Origin of the sequence: Haloarcula hispanica ATCC 33960 (genome assembly GCF_000223905.1) — an archaeon.
In the GTDB taxonomy this organism is placed as follows: Archaea; Halobacteriota; Halobacteria; order Halobacteriales; family Haloarculaceae; genus Haloarcula; species Haloarcula hispanica.
Window position 1 is genome coordinate 149,310 of the sequence record NC_015948.1, and the last position, 15,304, is coordinate 164,613.

The following is a 15,304-nucleotide window of genomic DNA, read 5'->3' on the forward strand; positions in this document are numbered from 1 at the left end:
TCGTCACGTCTCCCGTTCGAATCCGGGCGTCCACCGCGTCACGCGCTCGTCGATTCCAAGGCGGCCGTCGCGCCAGCGGAGAAACGTCAGTAGCAGGAGGCCGCCGACGACCACGAAGAGCGAGTAGACGATCCCTTCTTCGCCCACCCAGCGTGCGGGGCCGACGATATCGACTGCGATTAGCTCGGGCGTCCGTTGTGAGTGGCCGAGACCGAACACCGCGCTCTGGGTGAAATTGTACCAGGCGTGAAAGCCGATCGGGAGGGCGAGGTCGCCGGTGAGGACGTACGCGCCGCTCAGGACCAGTCCGGCGAGCAGGTAATAGCCGTACTGGCTCGGGTGGTCGACCTTCCCGCCGTGCAGGAAGGCGAAGACGAGCGAACTCGCGAGCACCGCCACGCCGACCGCGGCCCACCGCGGGACGGGCCCGTCGGCCCCTTCGGCGAGGTTCTTCAGCATCGCCCCGCGGAAGACGATCTCCTCCCACGCCGACGCGAGGGCGACGTAGGTGAAGACGACGGCCATCGCCGGCAGAAACGGGAGATCGCCGGCTCCCTCCGCGACGCCGACGACAGTGGCCCAGCCCACGCCGACTGCGACGGCGAGCGCGCCGGCATTGATCACGGTCGCTATCGCCCCGCCGACGGCGAATGACCGCCACCAGTGACGGTCGAGCGACAGGCCGTACTCGCCGACAGGTCGGCGGTCGAGGACCCGCGCGCTGACGAACACCGTGGCGACGAGGACTGCCCCGATCCCGGCCGCTTCGAGCGGTTCTCGGATGGGGTGCGTGAATCGGGCCCGAACGACGCTCTGTAGCGCCGCGAGGGCGAGAAACGACAGTACCGCCGGGAGAACCGCACGCAGTGGCGCTCTGAGCCTGCCGTCCGCGCTGTTCCAGATCGGCCAGACGAGGCGAGAGACAGTCCGCTCGACGACGCTCGGGGTCGTCCGGCTGTCTCTTTGCTCCGGTGACTTCGGTGGCATGTCCGGACGACCGGCCGGGACCGACGTATCACCGCGGGCACTGCTTCTGATTCGGAAGCCAGTGGACCGATTTTATTGCGTCTCGCTCGCTTCCAGCGAGCATGGACGCGGTCGGCGACGATGAACTGCTCGCGCTGCTCGAAGACGAGTACGCGCGGGCCATCATCGCCGAACTCACCACCGGACCGATGTCCGTCTCCGAACTCTGTACGGCCTGCGAGATGTCCGACCCGACGGCGTACCGCCGCCTCGACCGACTGGAAGCCGCCGACCTCGTCGCCGAACGGCAGGCCGTCGACCCCGACGGACACCACTACAAGCGCTATGTCGCGACCGTCGAGGACGTGACCGTCACGTTCGCCGACGGGTCGTACGACGTGGCTGTCTCACGGTCCTCGTCGGATCCGGCGGACCGATTCACCGACCTGTTCGAGGGGCTGTCCTGAGATGTTCGCGACGCTACTGCAGATACGCACGGGTGGGACCGATCCGGAAATTGCGCTGGCCGTCGTCGCGCTGTCGATACTCTCTGTCTTGCTCTCGGCCGCCATCGCTGTCGTCCTCGTCCACGGCTATCGTCGCGGGCCGGGTCGGACGGGCATGCTGACGCTCGCCGTCGGGCTTCTCCTGCTCACGACTGTACCGGAGATCCTCCGCATCGCGCTCCCCACGGCCACCGGCGTCGGCGTCGTCGGACGCTCGCTCCTCGTGAGCGCCTGCGAACTGCTCGGGCTCGGAACGATCCTGTGGACCGTCTACGGGGGTGAGTCGTCGTGACGGTCCCGCTCGACCTGCTCGCGCCGGACGCCGTCGCGGAACTCTCGCGAGCCCTGACGGCCGTCGTCGGACTGTTCGTCGCGTCGCTGGCCTACCGGGGCTACCGGCGCAACGATGCGCCGAAGATGTGGTGGCTCGCCGTCGGAATCGGGTCGCTGACCGCCGGCGTCTACGCCACTGCCACCATCGCTGTCTGGGCGGGCGCTGGGGCTGGCATTGTGTTGCTCGTCAGGGGTCTCGTGACCGTCGCAGGGCTCTGTGCCGTGCTGTACGCGCTGTTCGTCGAGTGACTTCAGATAAGAACAAGTGTCAGATGTGGTCGCCCTAAGGCGACCGGAAATCTGCCTTAGTTGCGGACGACGTTCGTCGCGCGGGGGCCCTTGTCGGCCTGTTCGATGTCGAATTCGATCTCCTCGCCTTCTTCGAGGTCAGGGCCGCCAACGTCTTCCATGTGGAAGAAAACGTCATCGTCCGCGTCCTCAGTCGAGATGAAACCGTAACCGCCTGTGTCGTTGAAGAAATCAACCTTACCGTTTGCCATTGCAAATATACGTACAGGGGGTATATGTATAAGAGTTCCGAGAGTATCAGTACCACGACCGTGTGCCTGTGAACACGACCCACCCCCGTCATCTCGGCTAGCCGCCGACGCTCATCCAACGACAAGAAAGGTTTAGGCCGCCTCGTCCGTTGCTTTCTCGCGTGTACCCCGCGCGGATTACCGACGAGTTCCCGGCCCCGTCCTACCGGGGCAACCAGAAGCAGGCCCTCGCTGACATCCGTGCGGCCTTTGAGAGCGGCAAGGACGTGGTCCTCGTTCGCGCGCCGACTGGGAGCGGGAAGTCCCTGCTCGCTCGGGCTATCGCCGGCTGTGCCCGGACCGCGGGTGAGGCCGCCCCGGAACAGGTCATCGACGCCTACTACACCACACCGCAGGTCTCCCAGCTGGACGACGTGGCCGAGGACGCTCTGCTCGAGGACCTCTGTGTCATCCGCGGGAAGAACAACTACGACTGCATCCTCCCCGGCGAGACGGACACGCCGGTGAACCAGGCCCCGTGCGTGCGCGAACGGAAGTTCGACTGCCAGGTCAAACACCGCTGTCCGTACTTCTCGGACCGCGCCATCGCCTCGAACCGCCGCATCGCCGCGATGACACTGGCCTATTTCATGCAGACCGCCGGCAGCGACGTGTTCGGCAAGCGCGACGTGGTCGTCATCGACGAGGCCCACGGCCTGGGCGAGTGGGCGGAGATGTACGCCACCATCGACCTCTCGCCGCAGTCCATCCCGATGTGGAACGACATCGACGTGCCGGACATCGACGGCCTGGACGAGGCCGTCTCCTTCACTGAACGGGTCGAACACCTCGCCGAGCGCCGGGTGAAGGAACTGCGGAACAAGGCGGAACTCACCGGCGACGAGGTGGCCGAACGTGACTCGCTGAACACGCTCCGACAGGACCTCGGGTGGTTCCGCGAGGACTACACCGACACCGAGAGCGCGACCACCTGGGTCGTCGACCAGGCCGACGGCGAGAACGCCCCGGTGACGATCAAGCCGATGAACCCCGAGCGGTACCTCAAACACACCGTCTGGGACCGCGGCAACCGCTTCGCTCTGCTGTCGGCGACCATCCTCAACAAGGAGGCGTTCTGTGCGAACGTCGGTCTGGATCCCAGTAACGTCGCGCTCGTCGAGGTCGGCCACACCTTCCCCGTCGAGAACCGGCCGCTGTACGACGTGGCCCAGGGGAAGATGACCTACGAGCACCGCGACGACACGCTGCCCGACATCGCCCGGACCGTCGTTCGCATCATGGCACAGCACACGGACGAGAAGGGGCTCATTCACTGCCATTCCTACGCTATTCAGGAGCAACTGAAGGACCTCCTCGACGACTTCGGCGTCGGCGCACGCGTCCGGACTCACGATAAAGAGGGACGCGATGGGGCGCTGTCCGCCTGGAAGCGCAGCGACAACCCCGACGTGTTCCTCTCGGTGAAGATGGAGGAGGCCCTCGACTTGGAGGGCGATCTCTGTCGCTGGCAGGTGCTGTGCAAGGCCCCCTATCCAAACACCCGCGACTCCCGCGTCGCCCGACGGCTCGAAGACGACCAGTGGGGCTGGTACTACCGGACGGCACTGCGGACGGTCATCCAGGCCTGTGGCCGCGTCGTCCGCGCGCCTGACGACTATGGCGCGACCTACCTCGCGGACTCGTCGCTGCTGGACCTGTTTGAGCGCGCCGAGCACGATATGCCCGACTGGTTCCGCGCCCAGGTCGACCGCCTCTCAGCGCCCGACTTGCCGCGGTTCGCGCCGGACCAGGCGCTTTCGGCACTCAGTTCGGGCACGAAACGCCGGCACGACCGCTCGCGCTCGCGGTCCGGGGACGGAAACCACCCGCTTTCGGACGTGTGGGACTAGAAGAAGGCGAAGGCTAACCCGTAGACCACTGACGACCCGACCATCAGACCGACGAGAATGATGGCGATAATCTGCTGTCTGTCCATGCCGTTCTCTTGACTACTCGCCTAATTAGGCGTTACGACCGTCTGCCCGGGGCATGCTACCTGTTCTCACTCGTCTGGATTGCGTGCGTAAAGACGCCCTACTGCACCCGAGCGTCGACGACAACGTGGGCGACGCCCTCGCTGTACTCCTTGACGCGTTGGGTATCCAGAATCTCGACGTCCCGGCCGGCCTCGGTGGCGGCCGCCTCCAGTCGCTCGATGGGACGGTCGAACACGAGCGCGTCCGGCGTGGCCTCGTGCATGTGGAGGACGCCGCCGGGCGCGAGCGCGTCGAGCGCGCTGTCGAGGTACTCGTGGGAAGCGTCGGGCGGAGCCCGACTGTCATCCGCGCGCGGCGCGGAGGCCTCGTAGTACCCCATCACTACTCGGTCGGCCCGTCCATCCTCGGCGAACCCCGGCACAACATCTCGACAGTCGGCCCGATACGGGTGAACGCGCTCGTCCACGTCGTTCAGCATGACGTTCTCGACCAGAAAGCGAAACGCCGTGGGATTGCGCTCGACGGCGGTGACCTGCGCGCCGGCACGGGCCATCGGGAGCGTGAAGTAGCCGATGCCGGCGAACATGTCCAGCACCCGCTCGTCTGCCACGACGATGTCGCCCATCCGCGCCCGCTCGGCCTTGTTGCCGGGCGAGAACATAACCTCGGCAAGGTCCATCGCGTAGCGCGTGCCGTGTTCGGTGTGGACCGTCTCAGTGTCGCCGTCGCCGGCGATGACTTCGACGCTGGGTTCGCGGTGCTCGCCGGAGATGCCGTGACGGGCCAGCACCGTTTCGGCCTCGCCGTGGAGCGCCAGCAGCGCCTCGCCGACTTCCGCCGGCCGAGGGCTGTCGCCGATGTCGACCAGCACGACGGAGCCGAGGACGGCCCAGGAACTCGGCGCGGCAGCGATCTCCTCGTCGCTCCAGCCGCGCTCCCGGAGGTGGTCATCGAGCGTTCGGAGACGGCGCTCGCCGACCTGCCGGACGACCTCCCGGAACTGCGTCTCCTGTGGCGGAGCCGTCACCGGAACCGCGACGCTGTCCGCGGTCCACTCGGTGATGCTTCTGGTATCGTCGTAGACGCCCTCGGCCCGCAAAGATTCGATAGCGACTTGCGAGCGAGGCTTGGCGACGACAGCGGCTAGCTGCTGGTCGTCCGTCTCGCTCGACTCGCGTCTGGCTCCGTCCTCACTCATCGGTATCCGTGTTGTCTCCCTCGGCCGGGAGAATGTGCAACCCGGCGTGGCTCTTCAGCACCGGAACTTCGTCGGTGTCGGTGTCGGTGTCGGTGTCGAGGTAGTCCGGCCGCGGGACGGTCTTGCTCTCGAAGGTTTCGGGGTCTAACACCTGGACGGCGTTGTCGTCCTCGACGGCGACGAGAGTGGTCGTCTGGGCGTCCTCGCGGAACCCCAGGCGGCGGGCGTCGGGCGTTTCGCCCTCTTCGAAACTGGCCTCGTAGTCTTCGCCCGTCGTCAGGCGGACGCCCTTGAGGTTCCCCTGCACCGAACGGACCAGCACCGGCCCGTCGCCGTCCTCCGGGTCGATGACCTCGCCCTGTCGGTAGCGGGGCAGGCGGACGGCGTAGGTCATCCGGTACAGCTCCTGGCCGTCCTCGTCCTCGGAGATGAGACGCCGCGAATCGGAGTAGGAGCCCCCAAGCTGGGCGGTGATGCGCTTGGCGATGCCAAGCCCCATCTGGTTCGTCGAGATCTTCATGTCCAGCCCGTTGTCGACGGACTTCGTCTCGGTGATGAAGGCGTTGCGGTCGCCGGTCGCTTCACGGGCGGCGATGTACTCTTCTGCGATTTCTTCGGCCCGCTCGCGCTCGTCGTCGGTCGGGTCGCGCCCGTCGGCCCGCACCTGAACGATGCTGGCGAAGGAACCGCCGGCGATTTTCCCGCAGCGCTTGCACGTCTGCCGGGAGATGCGGACGGGGACGGTCACTTCCTCGGTGACTGGCGTCCCGCGGATGACGCCGGAGAACTCCGCGTGCATCCGGATGTTGTTCTTGTCGAGTTGCTCGGGAGCGACCTGCCAGGCGACCGACTGGGCGTCGACGTGGATACCGAGCGCCTCGCTGACCTGCTCGACGGCGATATCGGTGTAGTCCTCCGCGCCGATGTCGACCCAGCGGTTTCCCTTGTGGACCGCGCCGCACCGCGAACAGACCCGAACCTGGATGGTGTCGGGGGCGTCCACCAGGTCGAACTCCTCGAAGTAGCAGGCGTCACAGAGGACGTGCTCGGAGTTACGCTGACCGCCGGCACCCGCTAACTCCGGGCGCTCGTCGGTGCCCTCCGGTATTTCGTCACCGCAGCGTGGACAGAACTCTCCCGACCGGCTCATTACCGGCCTTACTGTACTGAACTGTTTAAGCCGTGTGTTCCGCCGCCGCGGCAGGACGCCGTCGGCAGGTCCAGCACTGCTCCCAAGCGCTCACTCACCCGTGAGGGTCGGCGCTGCAATGTCGGCGTCGACGGCCTCACGCCAGTCGTATTCCGGCTCCCAGTCCAACAGGCCCTGCGCTTTCGCAGTTGAGAGCGCCGACTGGTCGTCGTCCAGTTCACACTCTGCGGGAAGCTCACCCCACTGCTCTTCCACGAGGTCAGCCGTCGGCCGGCCGACGTAGTTCTCGGCGGCGGCGACGTTGAACGCTTCGTGACCGCCGATGTCGGCATCGAGCGCCGCCGCGACCGCTGTCGCCACGTCGCGCACATCGACATACGACCAGCAGTTACCGGTGCCGCCGGCGAGGTCCCCCGTGGCCACGTCCCGGCAGTTGTACTCGCCGGGGTACTGAATCCACGACGGCCGTATCGACGCCACGTTGACGCCGTCACGCCGGACGACCATCTTCGCTACTTCTTCGCCGGCGACCTTCGATGTGCCGTACGGGTCCTCCGGCGCAGTCGGATGTGCCTCGTCTATCGGGAGATACGCCGGGAGCGGCGTCTCCTCGGCGAAGGCCAGTCCGTAGGCGCTCTCCGAGGACGCCCAGACGACGTCCGCGCCGGCCCGACCCGCCGCGTCGACGACGTTGTACGTCGCGGAAACGTTGGTGTCGAACACTCGCGTGCCCGCGTGGCGCTCCGGCGCCGGCAACGCGGCCCAGTGGACGACGGCGTCTGGATCGATCTCGCTGAACAGGTCACGGACCTCGACGCCCTCAGTCACGTCGACGGCTTTGAAATCGATGTGCTCCCGCGTCGGGATTTCCCAGCCCGGGTGGTCCAGGTCCACGCAGACGACGTGGTACTCGCCGGCGAGGTGGTCACAGATCCAGCGCCCCGAACGCCCGAGCCCGCCAGTGACGACGACTGTGTCGCTCATGCATCCGGTTGTTGCCCTGAGAGTAAATGTGTGTGGACAGTTGCCCCGCTGACGGTCCTCTGGCCCCGACGTGTGGCACTTTCCCACGATAGCGAGGTTTTAGAGTGTCGACCGTCTATCACTGGGCATGGAGTGGCAAACAGACTGGGGGCTCCGAGGCCGAATGGCCCTGACGATGTTCCTGCTGTTCGCGCTGTACATCGTCTTCCTCGGAGTGCTCGTTGTGGCTTTCGAGAACCTCGCGCTTATCGTGGTCGTCATGGGACTGTTCCTCGGTGCGCAGTTCTTCTTCAGCGACAAGCTCGCCTTGTATTCGATGGGAGCCCGGACGGTCGAACCGGAAGAGTACCCCGAACTCCACCGGACTGTCGACCGCCTGGCTCAGCAGGCCGACCTCCCGAAGCCGAAGGTCGCCGTCGCCGACTCTCGGGTGCCCAACGCCTTCGCCACCGGCCGGTCGAAAGACAGTTCGGCCGTCTGCGTGACGACGGGCATCATGGACACGCTCGATCAGGACGAACTGGAGGGCGTGCTGGCCCACGAGCTGGCCCACATCAAGAACCGCGACGTGATGGTGATGACCATCGCGTCGTTCCTCTCGACGATTGCCTTCCTCATCGTCCGGTGGGGCTGGCTGTTCAGCGGCGGCCGCGAACGTGGCGGCCAGCAGGTACCGGTCATCGTCGCCATCCTCATCTCGCTGGTCGTCTGGGTCATCTCGTTCCTCCTGATCCGGACGCTCAGCCGCTACCGCGAGTACGCCGCCGACCGCGGCGGCGCGATGATTACCGGCAAGCCCGCCGCCCTCGCCAACGCGCTGATGAAGATCGACGGCCAAATGGACAAAGTTCCGAAGGAGGATATGCGCGACCAGGCGGAGATGAACGCCTTCTTCATCATCCCCATCGACGTCGGGTGGATCGGCCGCCTGGCCAGTACCCACCCGTCGACGAAGAAACGTATCGACCGCCTGCAGGACCTCGAACGCGAACTCGAAGGGCGCTAGGGTCGGTTGGCTTTTTCATCGTCGCCTCTGGAGTTATACGGATTCCCGCAGTGACCGTTATACAGAGCCAGAAAGCCCCCGCGCTCTCGGCTTTGGTTCGCGGTTTCACCGCTCACCAAGACGAGGGACCTTCGGTCCCTCGCGACCCGCGGCTTGCTGCACTCCGTAGGTGCTTGCTACGCCGGGGTTCGCCAAGAGCACGGCCCCTCTCAGTCCCACCCAGCCTGGATTGACCAACCGGCTACGGGTGGGACTGAAAGGGGCGTCGTCGGCGCTACGCGCCGACTGCTCGGGAGACCTTCGGTCTCCCGGTGGCTGTCTGAACGAAAGCGGACGACGCAAGCACTGCACGAGCGACAATCGGGAGCGAGGAAGCGCACAGCGAGTCCCCCGAGTTCAGACAGCCGGGGCTTTCTGGCTGTGAAAAGTCTAATTCACACAGTCCGATTCACCAACGGAGACACAAACCACCTTGGTCCCCGGCCCATAGAGACGAGCATATGGGATTGCTCGACGGACTCAAGAGCGTCCTCGGGGTGAAAGCCGAGGCCGACGCGACACGGGACGCCGACCCCGACGACCTGTTCGGGATGAGTACCGCCTACGTCACGATGGAGGCCGACCTGGGGTACGAGCCGACCGGCGAGGCGGCACTGTGTTTCGCCGACGTCGACAGCACGGACTTCCAGGACGCCGTCGACGAGGTCGAATCTATTCTCGACGCCGGGATGGTCGAGACGGGCACGCGGGCGACCTTCGAGACCGACGACCACGGCTACCAGTGGGTCGTGTTGCACGACGACGACTTCGAGGACCTGCTCACGTCGATCCACTTCGCCGCGGACACGCTCGTCGAGCGGCGCTACGGGTCGCGCCTGCTCGCAGCGCTGTTCGCGTTCGAGCACGCGCGCGAGAACCAGACTGTCTACTGGGTGTACTCGTTCCGCCGGGGCGCGTACTACCCGTTCGCGCCGGACCCTCACGACAGCCACGAACGCAACACGTCCGCGGAGTTCAAACTGGACAGCAACCTCAGCGACGAAATTACCGTGGAAGGCGACAAGGAGTACTGGTATCCGCTGTGGCCCGACCGTCCCGGCTACCACCCCTGGGAGTAGGACGACGCGCTCTTTCCCCTTTCCCATCTAAAACTCCCGATTCCGTCTCGAACGACACCGCTGCCGTCCCACACTTTCACTTTCACTCTGGTGTTAACGAGGCTTTATACCCCCGGACGCACAAGGCACGTCCATGTCCGCAAGTGAGGACCTCGAAGAGCTGCCGGGTGTCGGTCCGGCGACAGCAGAGAAACTCGAAGACAACGGCTACGATTCATACCAGGGGATTGCGGTCGCCTCCCCCGGCGAACTGTCGAACACGGCCGACATCGGCGAGTCGTCGGCAGCCGACATCATTCAGGCCGCCCGCGAAGCGGCCGATATCGGTGGGTTCGAAACCGGGTCGACGGTGCTCGAACGCCGCGAGCAGATTGGGAAGCTCTCCTGGGGCGTCGACGAGGTCGACGACCTGCTCGGCGGCGGCGTCGAGACCCAGTCCATCACCGAGGTGTACGGCGAGTTCGGGGCCGGCAAGTCCCAGGTAACCCACCAGCTCTCGGTCAACGTCCAGTTACCGGCCGAACACGGCGGACTGGAAGGCAGCGCCATCTTCGTCGACTCCGAGGACACGTTCCGACCGGAGCGTATCGAACAGATGGTCAAGGGCCTCGCCGACGAGGTACTGGCAGACACGATGGTCCTCCACGGCATCGTTGAGGAGGGGGACGACGCAGACCCGACCGATGAGGACCTGCTCGATGACCTCGTCGCCTCCGTGCTGGAGAAGATCCACGTCGCGAAGGCGTTCAACTCCAACCACCAGATTCTCCTGGCCGAGAAGGCCCAGGAAATCGCAAGCGAGAGCCAGGACGAGGAGTTCCCCGTCCGCCTGCTCGCCGTCGACTCGCTGACCGCCCACTTCCGCGCCGAGTACGTCGGGCGTGGCGAACTCGCCGACCGCCAGCAGAAGCTCAACAAGCACCTCCACGACCTGATGCGGGTCGGCGACCTCAACAACACCGCCGTCGTCGTCACGAACCAGGTCGCCTCCAACCCGGACTCCTTCTTCGGCGACCCGACCCAGCCCATCGGTGGCAACATCCTCGGCCACACCTCCACGTTCCGAATGTACCTCCGCAAGTCCAAGGGGAACAAGCGCATCGTCAAACTCGTCGACGCGCCGAACCTCCCAGACGGCGAGGGCGTCATGCGCGTCGAAGAAGACGGCCTGCTGAACGAGTAGCCCGAGTCCTAAGGACTACTACCGACGCGACGATTCCAGACTTTTTCTCCGGCGGTTTTCGAGACCCGCAACAGCGTCCGCCCGAACTGGCATGTGGACTGCTCCCGCGCCTCGAACCCCTTCATTTCATCTCGAACCGCCTTCCGTCCCGCGTCTTGCGGCCGTCAGACGCACCGTGGTGAATGTGAAACTTCGCCACCCCAACCGCAAGACGGCGGTACATCTCCTGTCGAAACAGAGGGGTAACAGCCGGGAACCGACAGACAGCTGTCTGGTCGTCGATGTTCTCCAGGGGTCAGTTGTCGACTGGAGATGTCAGAGTCCAACCGCCATGTTTGGACGGTACGAAAGTCGGTGGACAGCGAGAAAATCAGTCGCCCGCTGATCTGCCGTGGCCTGTGCGTCGGCGCTCCGACACCTCGCCGTCAGTCCCCGGCAGATTTCATCCCGGTCTCTTCGAGGTCCGCACCGCCGACCGACGAGCGCAGGGCGTCCATCCCGTCGTCGCGGTCGATACCGAAGTTGTCCCGGTACAGTTCCTGCACGCGGTCGTACTCCTCGTCGCTGAGCGGCGGCGTATCGGGCGCGCCGGCCCACTCGTCGATGTCGGCGTTCGTCCGGAACGTCGGGGTGACCGACGCCACCTCGTCGTTGTAGAGGAGCCACTGGATGGCCGCCTGGCCCATCGTGCGTGCCCCGTCACGTTCGAGGAACCGGATTTCCTCAACCTTCTCCCAGCCGGTCTCGTACCACTCGCTCGGTCGGTGCGAGCGGTGGTCGCCCTTACCGAGTTCTGTCTCGGGGGTCACCTGCTCGTTCAGCAGCCCAGAGGAGTGAGGGACGCGAGCCAGCACCGACGTGTCGGCGTTCTGCTCGCGGATGGTGTCGATGAAGTGCTGGCCGGGGGTCTGTTCGAAGAGGTTAAACACGGTCTGGAGCGCGTCGAACTCGTTTGCGACTGCGGCGTCGCCCTCGGCGAGCCAACCGATAGAGGGGCCAAGCGCCCAGCCGATGGCGTCGACCTTCCCCTCCTCGCGGAGTTCGTCGAGCGCTTCCAGCACGTCCTCGTCGACCTCGTCGACGTTGGCGTTGTGGAGCATCAGGAGCTCGACGTGGTCCATGCCAAGGCGGTCGAGCGAGCGGTCAACAGCAGTGTGCACCCATTCGGGCGTGACCTTCTTCGGGAGTTCGCCGTGGCCGGCCTGGGGGTTGTTGTAGAAGTCGTAGCCGATCTTCGTCGAGACGGTGACCTCGTCGCGGTGTTCCGCCAGCGCCTCGCCGATGATCTCCTCGCTGTCGCCGTGGCCGTACACGTCGCCGGTGTCGAAAAACGTCACGTCCTCCGCGAGTGCGTGCTGGACCATGTCGATAGCATCGTCGCGGGTGCGGTCGCCCCACCAGTCCGTGCCGACGACCCAGGCACCGAATCCGACTTCCGAGACCTCGACGCCGGAGTTTCCGAGTGTCGCGTATTCCATACCCGTTGTAGCGGCGCTGTCCACTTAGCCGTCTTGGTTTGCGGTGTCGGACCGCGTCCGAATCCGGAGCTCGGGGGTGGCGATAGCATCGAGCAGTTCGACCGTGCCGTACTCGCGGTGGACCCACCAGTATAGCGCGGCTCCGCCGACGCCAAGCAGCGGGAGCGCGATGAGGCCGCCTTCGGGGCCAAAGTTGCCGCCGGTCACCAGCGTCGGGCCGGTCGCATCGGTTGAGAGCAGGGAGACACCCATGCGGAGGCCGCTCACGGGGAAGCCAAGCAGTGCCAGCGTGTAGTTCCAGGCGACGTGGAAGCCGCTGGCGACCCCGAGTCGCCCGGTCAGGACGTAACACGCACCGAGCAGGAGGCCGTAGAGGGTGATGTTGGTCACGCTGAGCAGCGACGCGCTGGGGTTCGTCCAGTGGAGAACGCCGAATAGCGCGCCGGTCAGCGCCGTCGCGGCGATGACCGCGCGGCGCTTCCCGACCCAGCCAGCGAGCCCCTCGGCCGCATTCGTCAACAGGTAGCCACGGACGAGCACTTCCTCTGCAGTCGCCTGGACGATGAAGAACGCTCCCAAGAGGAGGACAGCGACCGGCGGTCCGAACGCGGTCAGTGGGAGCGGCCCGCTGTCGACGGTAGCGAAGATGACGCTGACTTCCACGAACCCTGCGCCTAGCTCGACAAGCAGGACGAGCGTGGGAAGCCCCGCCCCGAGCGCGAGGCCGAACGCAGCGTCGCGCCACCACTGTCGGTCGAACCCTAACCCGTAGTCAGAGAGCGTCCGTCGGTCCAGCAGATAGCCGAGTACGACAGCGACGGTGGTTCCGGCCGCAAAGAGCGCAATCTGGCGCGCAACTGCGACCGCTGGCGTCACGCCCACCACGGACGACACCACTGCGACCACTCCTGAGAGCAGAACGAGGCCGAATCCGGCGAGAAACACCCACAGTGTGACCCGCCACGGCGCTCGCAGCCGGCGCTCGGAGGGATTGACGATGTAGCGCCGTATCTCCATGATGAAATCCGACCTGACCATGTCGTCGTCTGGAACGGCGGCGTCTTAACTGTGGCTTGCTCGCCGAATTCCGTGGTATATGGTGTCGTGACACGGGTGTTACTGGGTAGGTTTCAGGTAACGGAAACCCCTATCTGCCCGCGAAGCCACGTACTCGACATGACGAAGCGTCACGTGTCGCTGCCACCGCTCGCTGAAGAGGGGCTCAGGGCGTTCATCGACGAGGTCGACGAGCGCCTTTCCGGTGACGAGGACACCTGCGATGTTGTCACTGACGTGTTGGTCGACCTCCACGGCGACCGGGACGCCTACGAGCGCTGGCAGGACGGCGCGGATATCTCCCCGGCCGAGCGGGTCCGGCTTCAGGGGTATGACCCCTGTAACACGACCCTCGAAAGCGAGTACTACGCCGAGAAAGACGAGGAGCGGTTCAAACGCTCGAAACACCTCCAGTGGCTCTGGCGGCAGTTCGACGCGACGCCGATGGCGGACAACGTCGAGTTCGCGCTCCGGTTCCGGCGGATGCTCGCCGACCACCTCTTTGACTCCTGTGGCGAGGGCTGTCGCTTCTTCAAGGGCATCACGTTCACCTACGGCCACAACATCGAGGTTGGTGACAACGTCGTGGTCCACGACGACGTCCACCTGGACGACCGCGGGAAACTCACAATCGGCGACCGCGTCTCTATCTCCGACGATACCCACGTCTACAGCCACGACCACGACGCCGTCGACCAGACCCACGTCGACAACTACCACACCATCATCGAAGACGACGTGCGCCTGACCTACGACTCGATGGTCCGGGCCGGCGTCAAAGTCGGGGAAAACGCCATCCTCGCGGCGAAGTCCATCGCCGGCAAGGACATCCCAGCCCATCATATCGCCGCCGGCACGCCGGCGAAGTCCCTGACGGTCAAGGACGGCTGGGAGTCCGTCGCAGAGCCCATTGAAGGGGCGAACGTCGACCGCCGTGCCGAACGGCAACTGTCCGTTACCCTGCCCGATAATCTGGAGCAGTTCGACGAGTTCCAGCGGGACCTCTCGCCGCCGGACCGCCAGTAGCCGGTGCGGCCACGCCGGCAGTCCTTTTGCCGCACCGACCGAACCCCTGGTATGCGAAGCGTCGCCATCAACGTCGGAGCGAACACGAACGAGCCCGGCTTTCGCGGGCCACTGTTCTCCGACGGCACCTTCGAGTATATTCCCATTCCCGAATCGAAACCGACCAGCGAGCCAGTGCCGACCTACGGCGACCTCGACCTGCGGACCGACGTTTCTGCGGTGGCCGACCAGCCGGTCCACTTCGACCCGGAGTTTCCCGAGGCCGGCGGCGAGCGCTACACGTACGGCGACGAACACGGCGTGAAGGCCGGCCCGCTCTCGGAGCTGTCGGCCGGTGACTACCTGTTCTTCTACGCGACGCTGTCGATGGCCGACAAGCGTTCGGCCTGGGCGTCGCCGAAGTGGGGTGCCCACGTCATCGGTCACTTCCAACTCGCTCGTGACGCGGTGACCGGCGACGAGTACCGGGACCTCCCGTCCGAGGAACAGGCACAGTTCGCCTCGAACGCCCATGTGAAACGCGACCCCTTCGACGCTCGCGTTCTCATTCGCGGCAACACTGACGAGTCACGACTGTACGACACGGTCGTCCCGCTGTCGGCACCGAGCGGCGGCACCGACGCGAACGAACTGGTCACCGAACTGTCGTCCGACTCGGGGAAGGGGCCGTGGTGGCGACGGCCGATGCGGTTCGACGAGGCTGGCACGGAGCGACTGCTCGAACTGGCTGATAGCCACCCCAGCGCCCTCGAACGCTGAGGCAGCCGAATGAGTTATCACCGGTGAAAATAGAATGTGAAAGCATATGTCCAGACGGACTCAGG

General features: G+C 65.5%; 16 protein-coding genes. 9 read left to right on the forward strand and 7 right to left on the reverse strand.

The genetic code is table 11. From position 1 onward, the window contains the following. Nucleotides 1-3: 3 nt before the first annotated feature. A complete protein-coding gene (locus HAH_RS00790) occupies nt 4-987 on the reverse strand; it encodes a CPBP family intramembrane glutamic endopeptidase (protein ID WP_014039181.1) in 984 nt (327 codons plus the stop codon). A gap of 101 nt (nt 988-1,088) precedes the next feature. Between HAH_RS00790 and HAH_RS00795 the strand changes: the two genes are divergently transcribed. The 3 genes from HAH_RS00795 to HAH_RS00805 are packed head-to-tail and all read left to right on the forward strand — an operon-like array spanning nt 1,089 to nt 2,054. After that, nucleotides 1,089-1,433: an ArsR/SmtB family transcription factor gene (locus HAH_RS00795; RefSeq protein WP_014039182.1), complete on the forward strand. Its 345-nt coding sequence runs from the start codon at nt 1,089-1,091 to the stop codon at nt 1,431-1,433. Nucleotide 1,434: 1 nt separating this feature from the next. Then, complete coding sequence (locus tag HAH_RS00800; RefSeq protein ID WP_014039183.1) at nt 1,435-1,764, forward strand: hypothetical protein; 330 nt, start codon at nt 1,435-1,437, stop codon at nt 1,762-1,764. Next, on the forward strand, nt 1,761-2,054 hold the full coding sequence (locus tag HAH_RS00805) for a DUF7521 family protein (RefSeq protein ID WP_014039184.1): 294 nt from the start codon (nt 1,761-1,763) through the stop codon (nt 2,052-2,054). Before HAH_RS00800 ends, HAH_RS00805 begins: the two co-directional genes overlap by 4 nt. A gap of 56 nt (nt 2,055-2,110) precedes the next feature. Here the strand turns inward: HAH_RS00805 and HAH_RS00810 are convergent, their stop codons facing one another. Then, nucleotides 2,111-2,305 carry a cold-shock protein gene (locus HAH_RS00810; protein WP_004516469.1) on the reverse strand — a complete coding sequence of 65 codons (195 nt, stop codon included), beginning with the start codon at nt 2,303-2,305 and terminating at the stop codon, nt 2,111-2,113. Nucleotides 2,306-2,466: 161 nt separating this feature from the next. Between HAH_RS00810 and HAH_RS00815 the strand changes: the two genes are divergently transcribed. Continuing rightward, on the forward strand, nt 2,467-4,194 hold the full coding sequence (locus tag HAH_RS00815; protein ID WP_014039185.1) for an ATP-dependent DNA helicase: 1,728 nt from the start codon (nt 2,467-2,469) through the stop codon (nt 4,192-4,194). A gap of 184 nt (nt 4,195-4,378) precedes the next feature. Here the strand turns inward: HAH_RS00815 and HAH_RS00820 are convergent, their stop codons facing one another. From HAH_RS00820 to HAH_RS00830, 3 genes are all read right to left on the reverse strand, one after another. Continuing rightward, on the reverse strand, nt 4,379-5,479 hold the full coding sequence (locus HAH_RS00820) for a class I SAM-dependent methyltransferase (protein WP_014039186.1): 1,101 nt from the start codon (nt 5,477-5,479) through the stop codon (nt 4,379-4,381). Continuing rightward, a complete protein-coding gene (locus HAH_RS00825; protein ID WP_014039187.1) occupies nt 5,472-6,629 on the reverse strand; it encodes a 60S ribosomal export protein NMD3 in 1,158 nt (385 codons plus the stop codon). Before HAH_RS00825 ends, HAH_RS00820 begins: the two co-directional genes overlap by 8 nt. Nucleotides 6,630-6,719: 90 nt before the next feature. Continuing rightward, complete coding sequence (locus HAH_RS00830) at nt 6,720-7,613, reverse strand: NAD-dependent epimerase/dehydratase family protein (protein ID WP_014039188.1); 894 nt, start codon at nt 7,611-7,613, stop codon at nt 6,720-6,722. Between the two features lie 127 nt (nt 7,614-7,740). Between HAH_RS00830 and htpX the strand changes: the two genes are divergently transcribed. The 3 genes from htpX (at nt 7,741) to radA (ending at nt 10,920) form a co-directional block, all read left to right on the forward strand. Beyond that, on the forward strand, nt 7,741-8,619 hold the full coding sequence (htpX, locus tag HAH_RS00835) for a zinc metalloprotease HtpX (protein WP_014039189.1): 879 nt from the start codon (nt 7,741-7,743) through the stop codon (nt 8,617-8,619). A 500-nt stretch (nt 8,620-9,119) separates the two neighbouring features. After that, nucleotides 9,120-9,737: a PspA-associated protein PspAB gene (gene pspAB, locus HAH_RS00840; RefSeq protein WP_014039190.1), complete on the forward strand. Its 618-nt coding sequence runs from the start codon at nt 9,120-9,122 to the stop codon at nt 9,735-9,737. A 133-nt stretch (nt 9,738-9,870) separates the two neighbouring features. After that, complete coding sequence (gene radA, locus HAH_RS00845) at nt 9,871-10,920, forward strand: DNA repair and recombination protein RadA (RefSeq protein ID WP_014039191.1); 1,050 nt, start codon at nt 9,871-9,873, stop codon at nt 10,918-10,920. Nucleotides 10,921-11,345: 425 nt separating this feature from the next. On the opposite strand, the gene HAH_RS00850 is transcribed toward radA, so the two are convergent. Beyond that, a complete protein-coding gene (locus HAH_RS00850; protein ID WP_014039192.1) occupies nt 11,346-12,398 on the reverse strand; it encodes an aldo/keto reductase in 1,053 nt (350 codons plus the stop codon). Nucleotides 12,399-12,422: 24 nt separating this feature from the next. Continuing rightward, entirely contained in the window at nt 12,423-13,436 is a 1,014-nt protein-coding gene (locus tag HAH_RS00855) for a CPBP family intramembrane glutamic endopeptidase (protein ID WP_014039193.1), read from the reverse strand. A gap of 138 nt (nt 13,437-13,574) precedes the next feature. On the opposite strand from HAH_RS00855, the gene HAH_RS00860 reads away from it, so the two are divergent. Together HAH_RS00860 and HAH_RS00865 are read left to right on the forward strand one after the other, a co-directional pair. Beyond that, nucleotides 13,575-14,480: an acyltransferase gene (locus HAH_RS00860; protein ID WP_023843066.1), complete on the forward strand. Its 906-nt coding sequence runs from the start codon at nt 13,575-13,577 to the stop codon at nt 14,478-14,480. A gap of 51 nt (nt 14,481-14,531) precedes the next feature. After that, nucleotides 14,532-15,239 (forward strand): Nmad3 family putative nucleotide modification protein, encoded by a 708-nt coding sequence (locus HAH_RS00865; protein ID WP_014039195.1) that lies wholly within the window; start codon nt 14,532-14,534, stop codon nt 15,237-15,239. Nucleotides 15,240-15,304 lie beyond the last annotated feature (65 nt).

Bases quoted from the DNA above. Each gene is read 5' to 3' on its own strand.
- HAH_RS00790 (WP_014039181.1), bottom strand. From the start codon at position 987: ATGCCACCGAAGTCACCGGAGCAAAGAGACAGCCGGACGACCCCGAGC.
- HAH_RS00795 (WP_014039182.1), top strand. From the start codon at position 1,089: ATGGACGCGGTCGGCGACGATGAACTGCTCGCGCTGCTCGAAGACGAG.
- HAH_RS00800 (WP_014039183.1), top strand. From the start codon at position 1,435: ATGTTCGCGACGCTACTGCAGATACGCACGGGTGGGACCGATCCGGAA.
- HAH_RS00810 (WP_004516469.1), bottom strand. From the start codon at position 2,305: ATGGCAAACGGTAAGGTTGATTTCTTCAACGACACAGGCGGTTACGGT.
- HAH_RS00820 (WP_014039186.1), bottom strand. From the start codon at position 5,479: ATGAGTGAGGACGGAGCCAGACGCGAGTCGAGCGAGACGGACGACCAG.
- HAH_RS00825 (WP_014039187.1), bottom strand. From the start codon at position 6,629: ATGAGCCGGTCGGGAGAGTTCTGTCCACGCTGCGGTGACGAAATACCG.
- HAH_RS00830 (WP_014039188.1), bottom strand. From the start codon at position 7,613: ATGAGCGACACAGTCGTCGTCACTGGCGGGCTCGGGCGTTCGGGGCGC.
- htpX (WP_014039189.1), top strand. From the start codon at position 7,741: ATGGAGTGGCAAACAGACTGGGGGCTCCGAGGCCGAATGGCCCTGACG.
- pspAB (WP_014039190.1), top strand. From the start codon at position 9,120: ATGGGATTGCTCGACGGACTCAAGAGCGTCCTCGGGGTGAAAGCCGAG.
- radA (WP_014039191.1), top strand. From the start codon at position 9,871: ATGTCCGCAAGTGAGGACCTCGAAGAGCTGCCGGGTGTCGGTCCGGCG.
- HAH_RS00850 (WP_014039192.1), bottom strand. From the start codon at position 12,398: ATGGAATACGCGACACTCGGAAACTCCGGCGTCGAGGTCTCGGAAGTC.
- HAH_RS00855 (WP_014039193.1), bottom strand. From the start codon at position 13,436: ATGGTCAGGTCGGATTTCATCATGGAGATACGGCGCTACATCGTCAAT.
- HAH_RS00860 (WP_023843066.1), top strand. From the start codon at position 13,575: ATGACGAAGCGTCACGTGTCGCTGCCACCGCTCGCTGAAGAGGGGCTC.
- HAH_RS00865 (WP_014039195.1), top strand. From the start codon at position 14,532: ATGCGAAGCGTCGCCATCAACGTCGGAGCGAACACGAACGAGCCCGGC.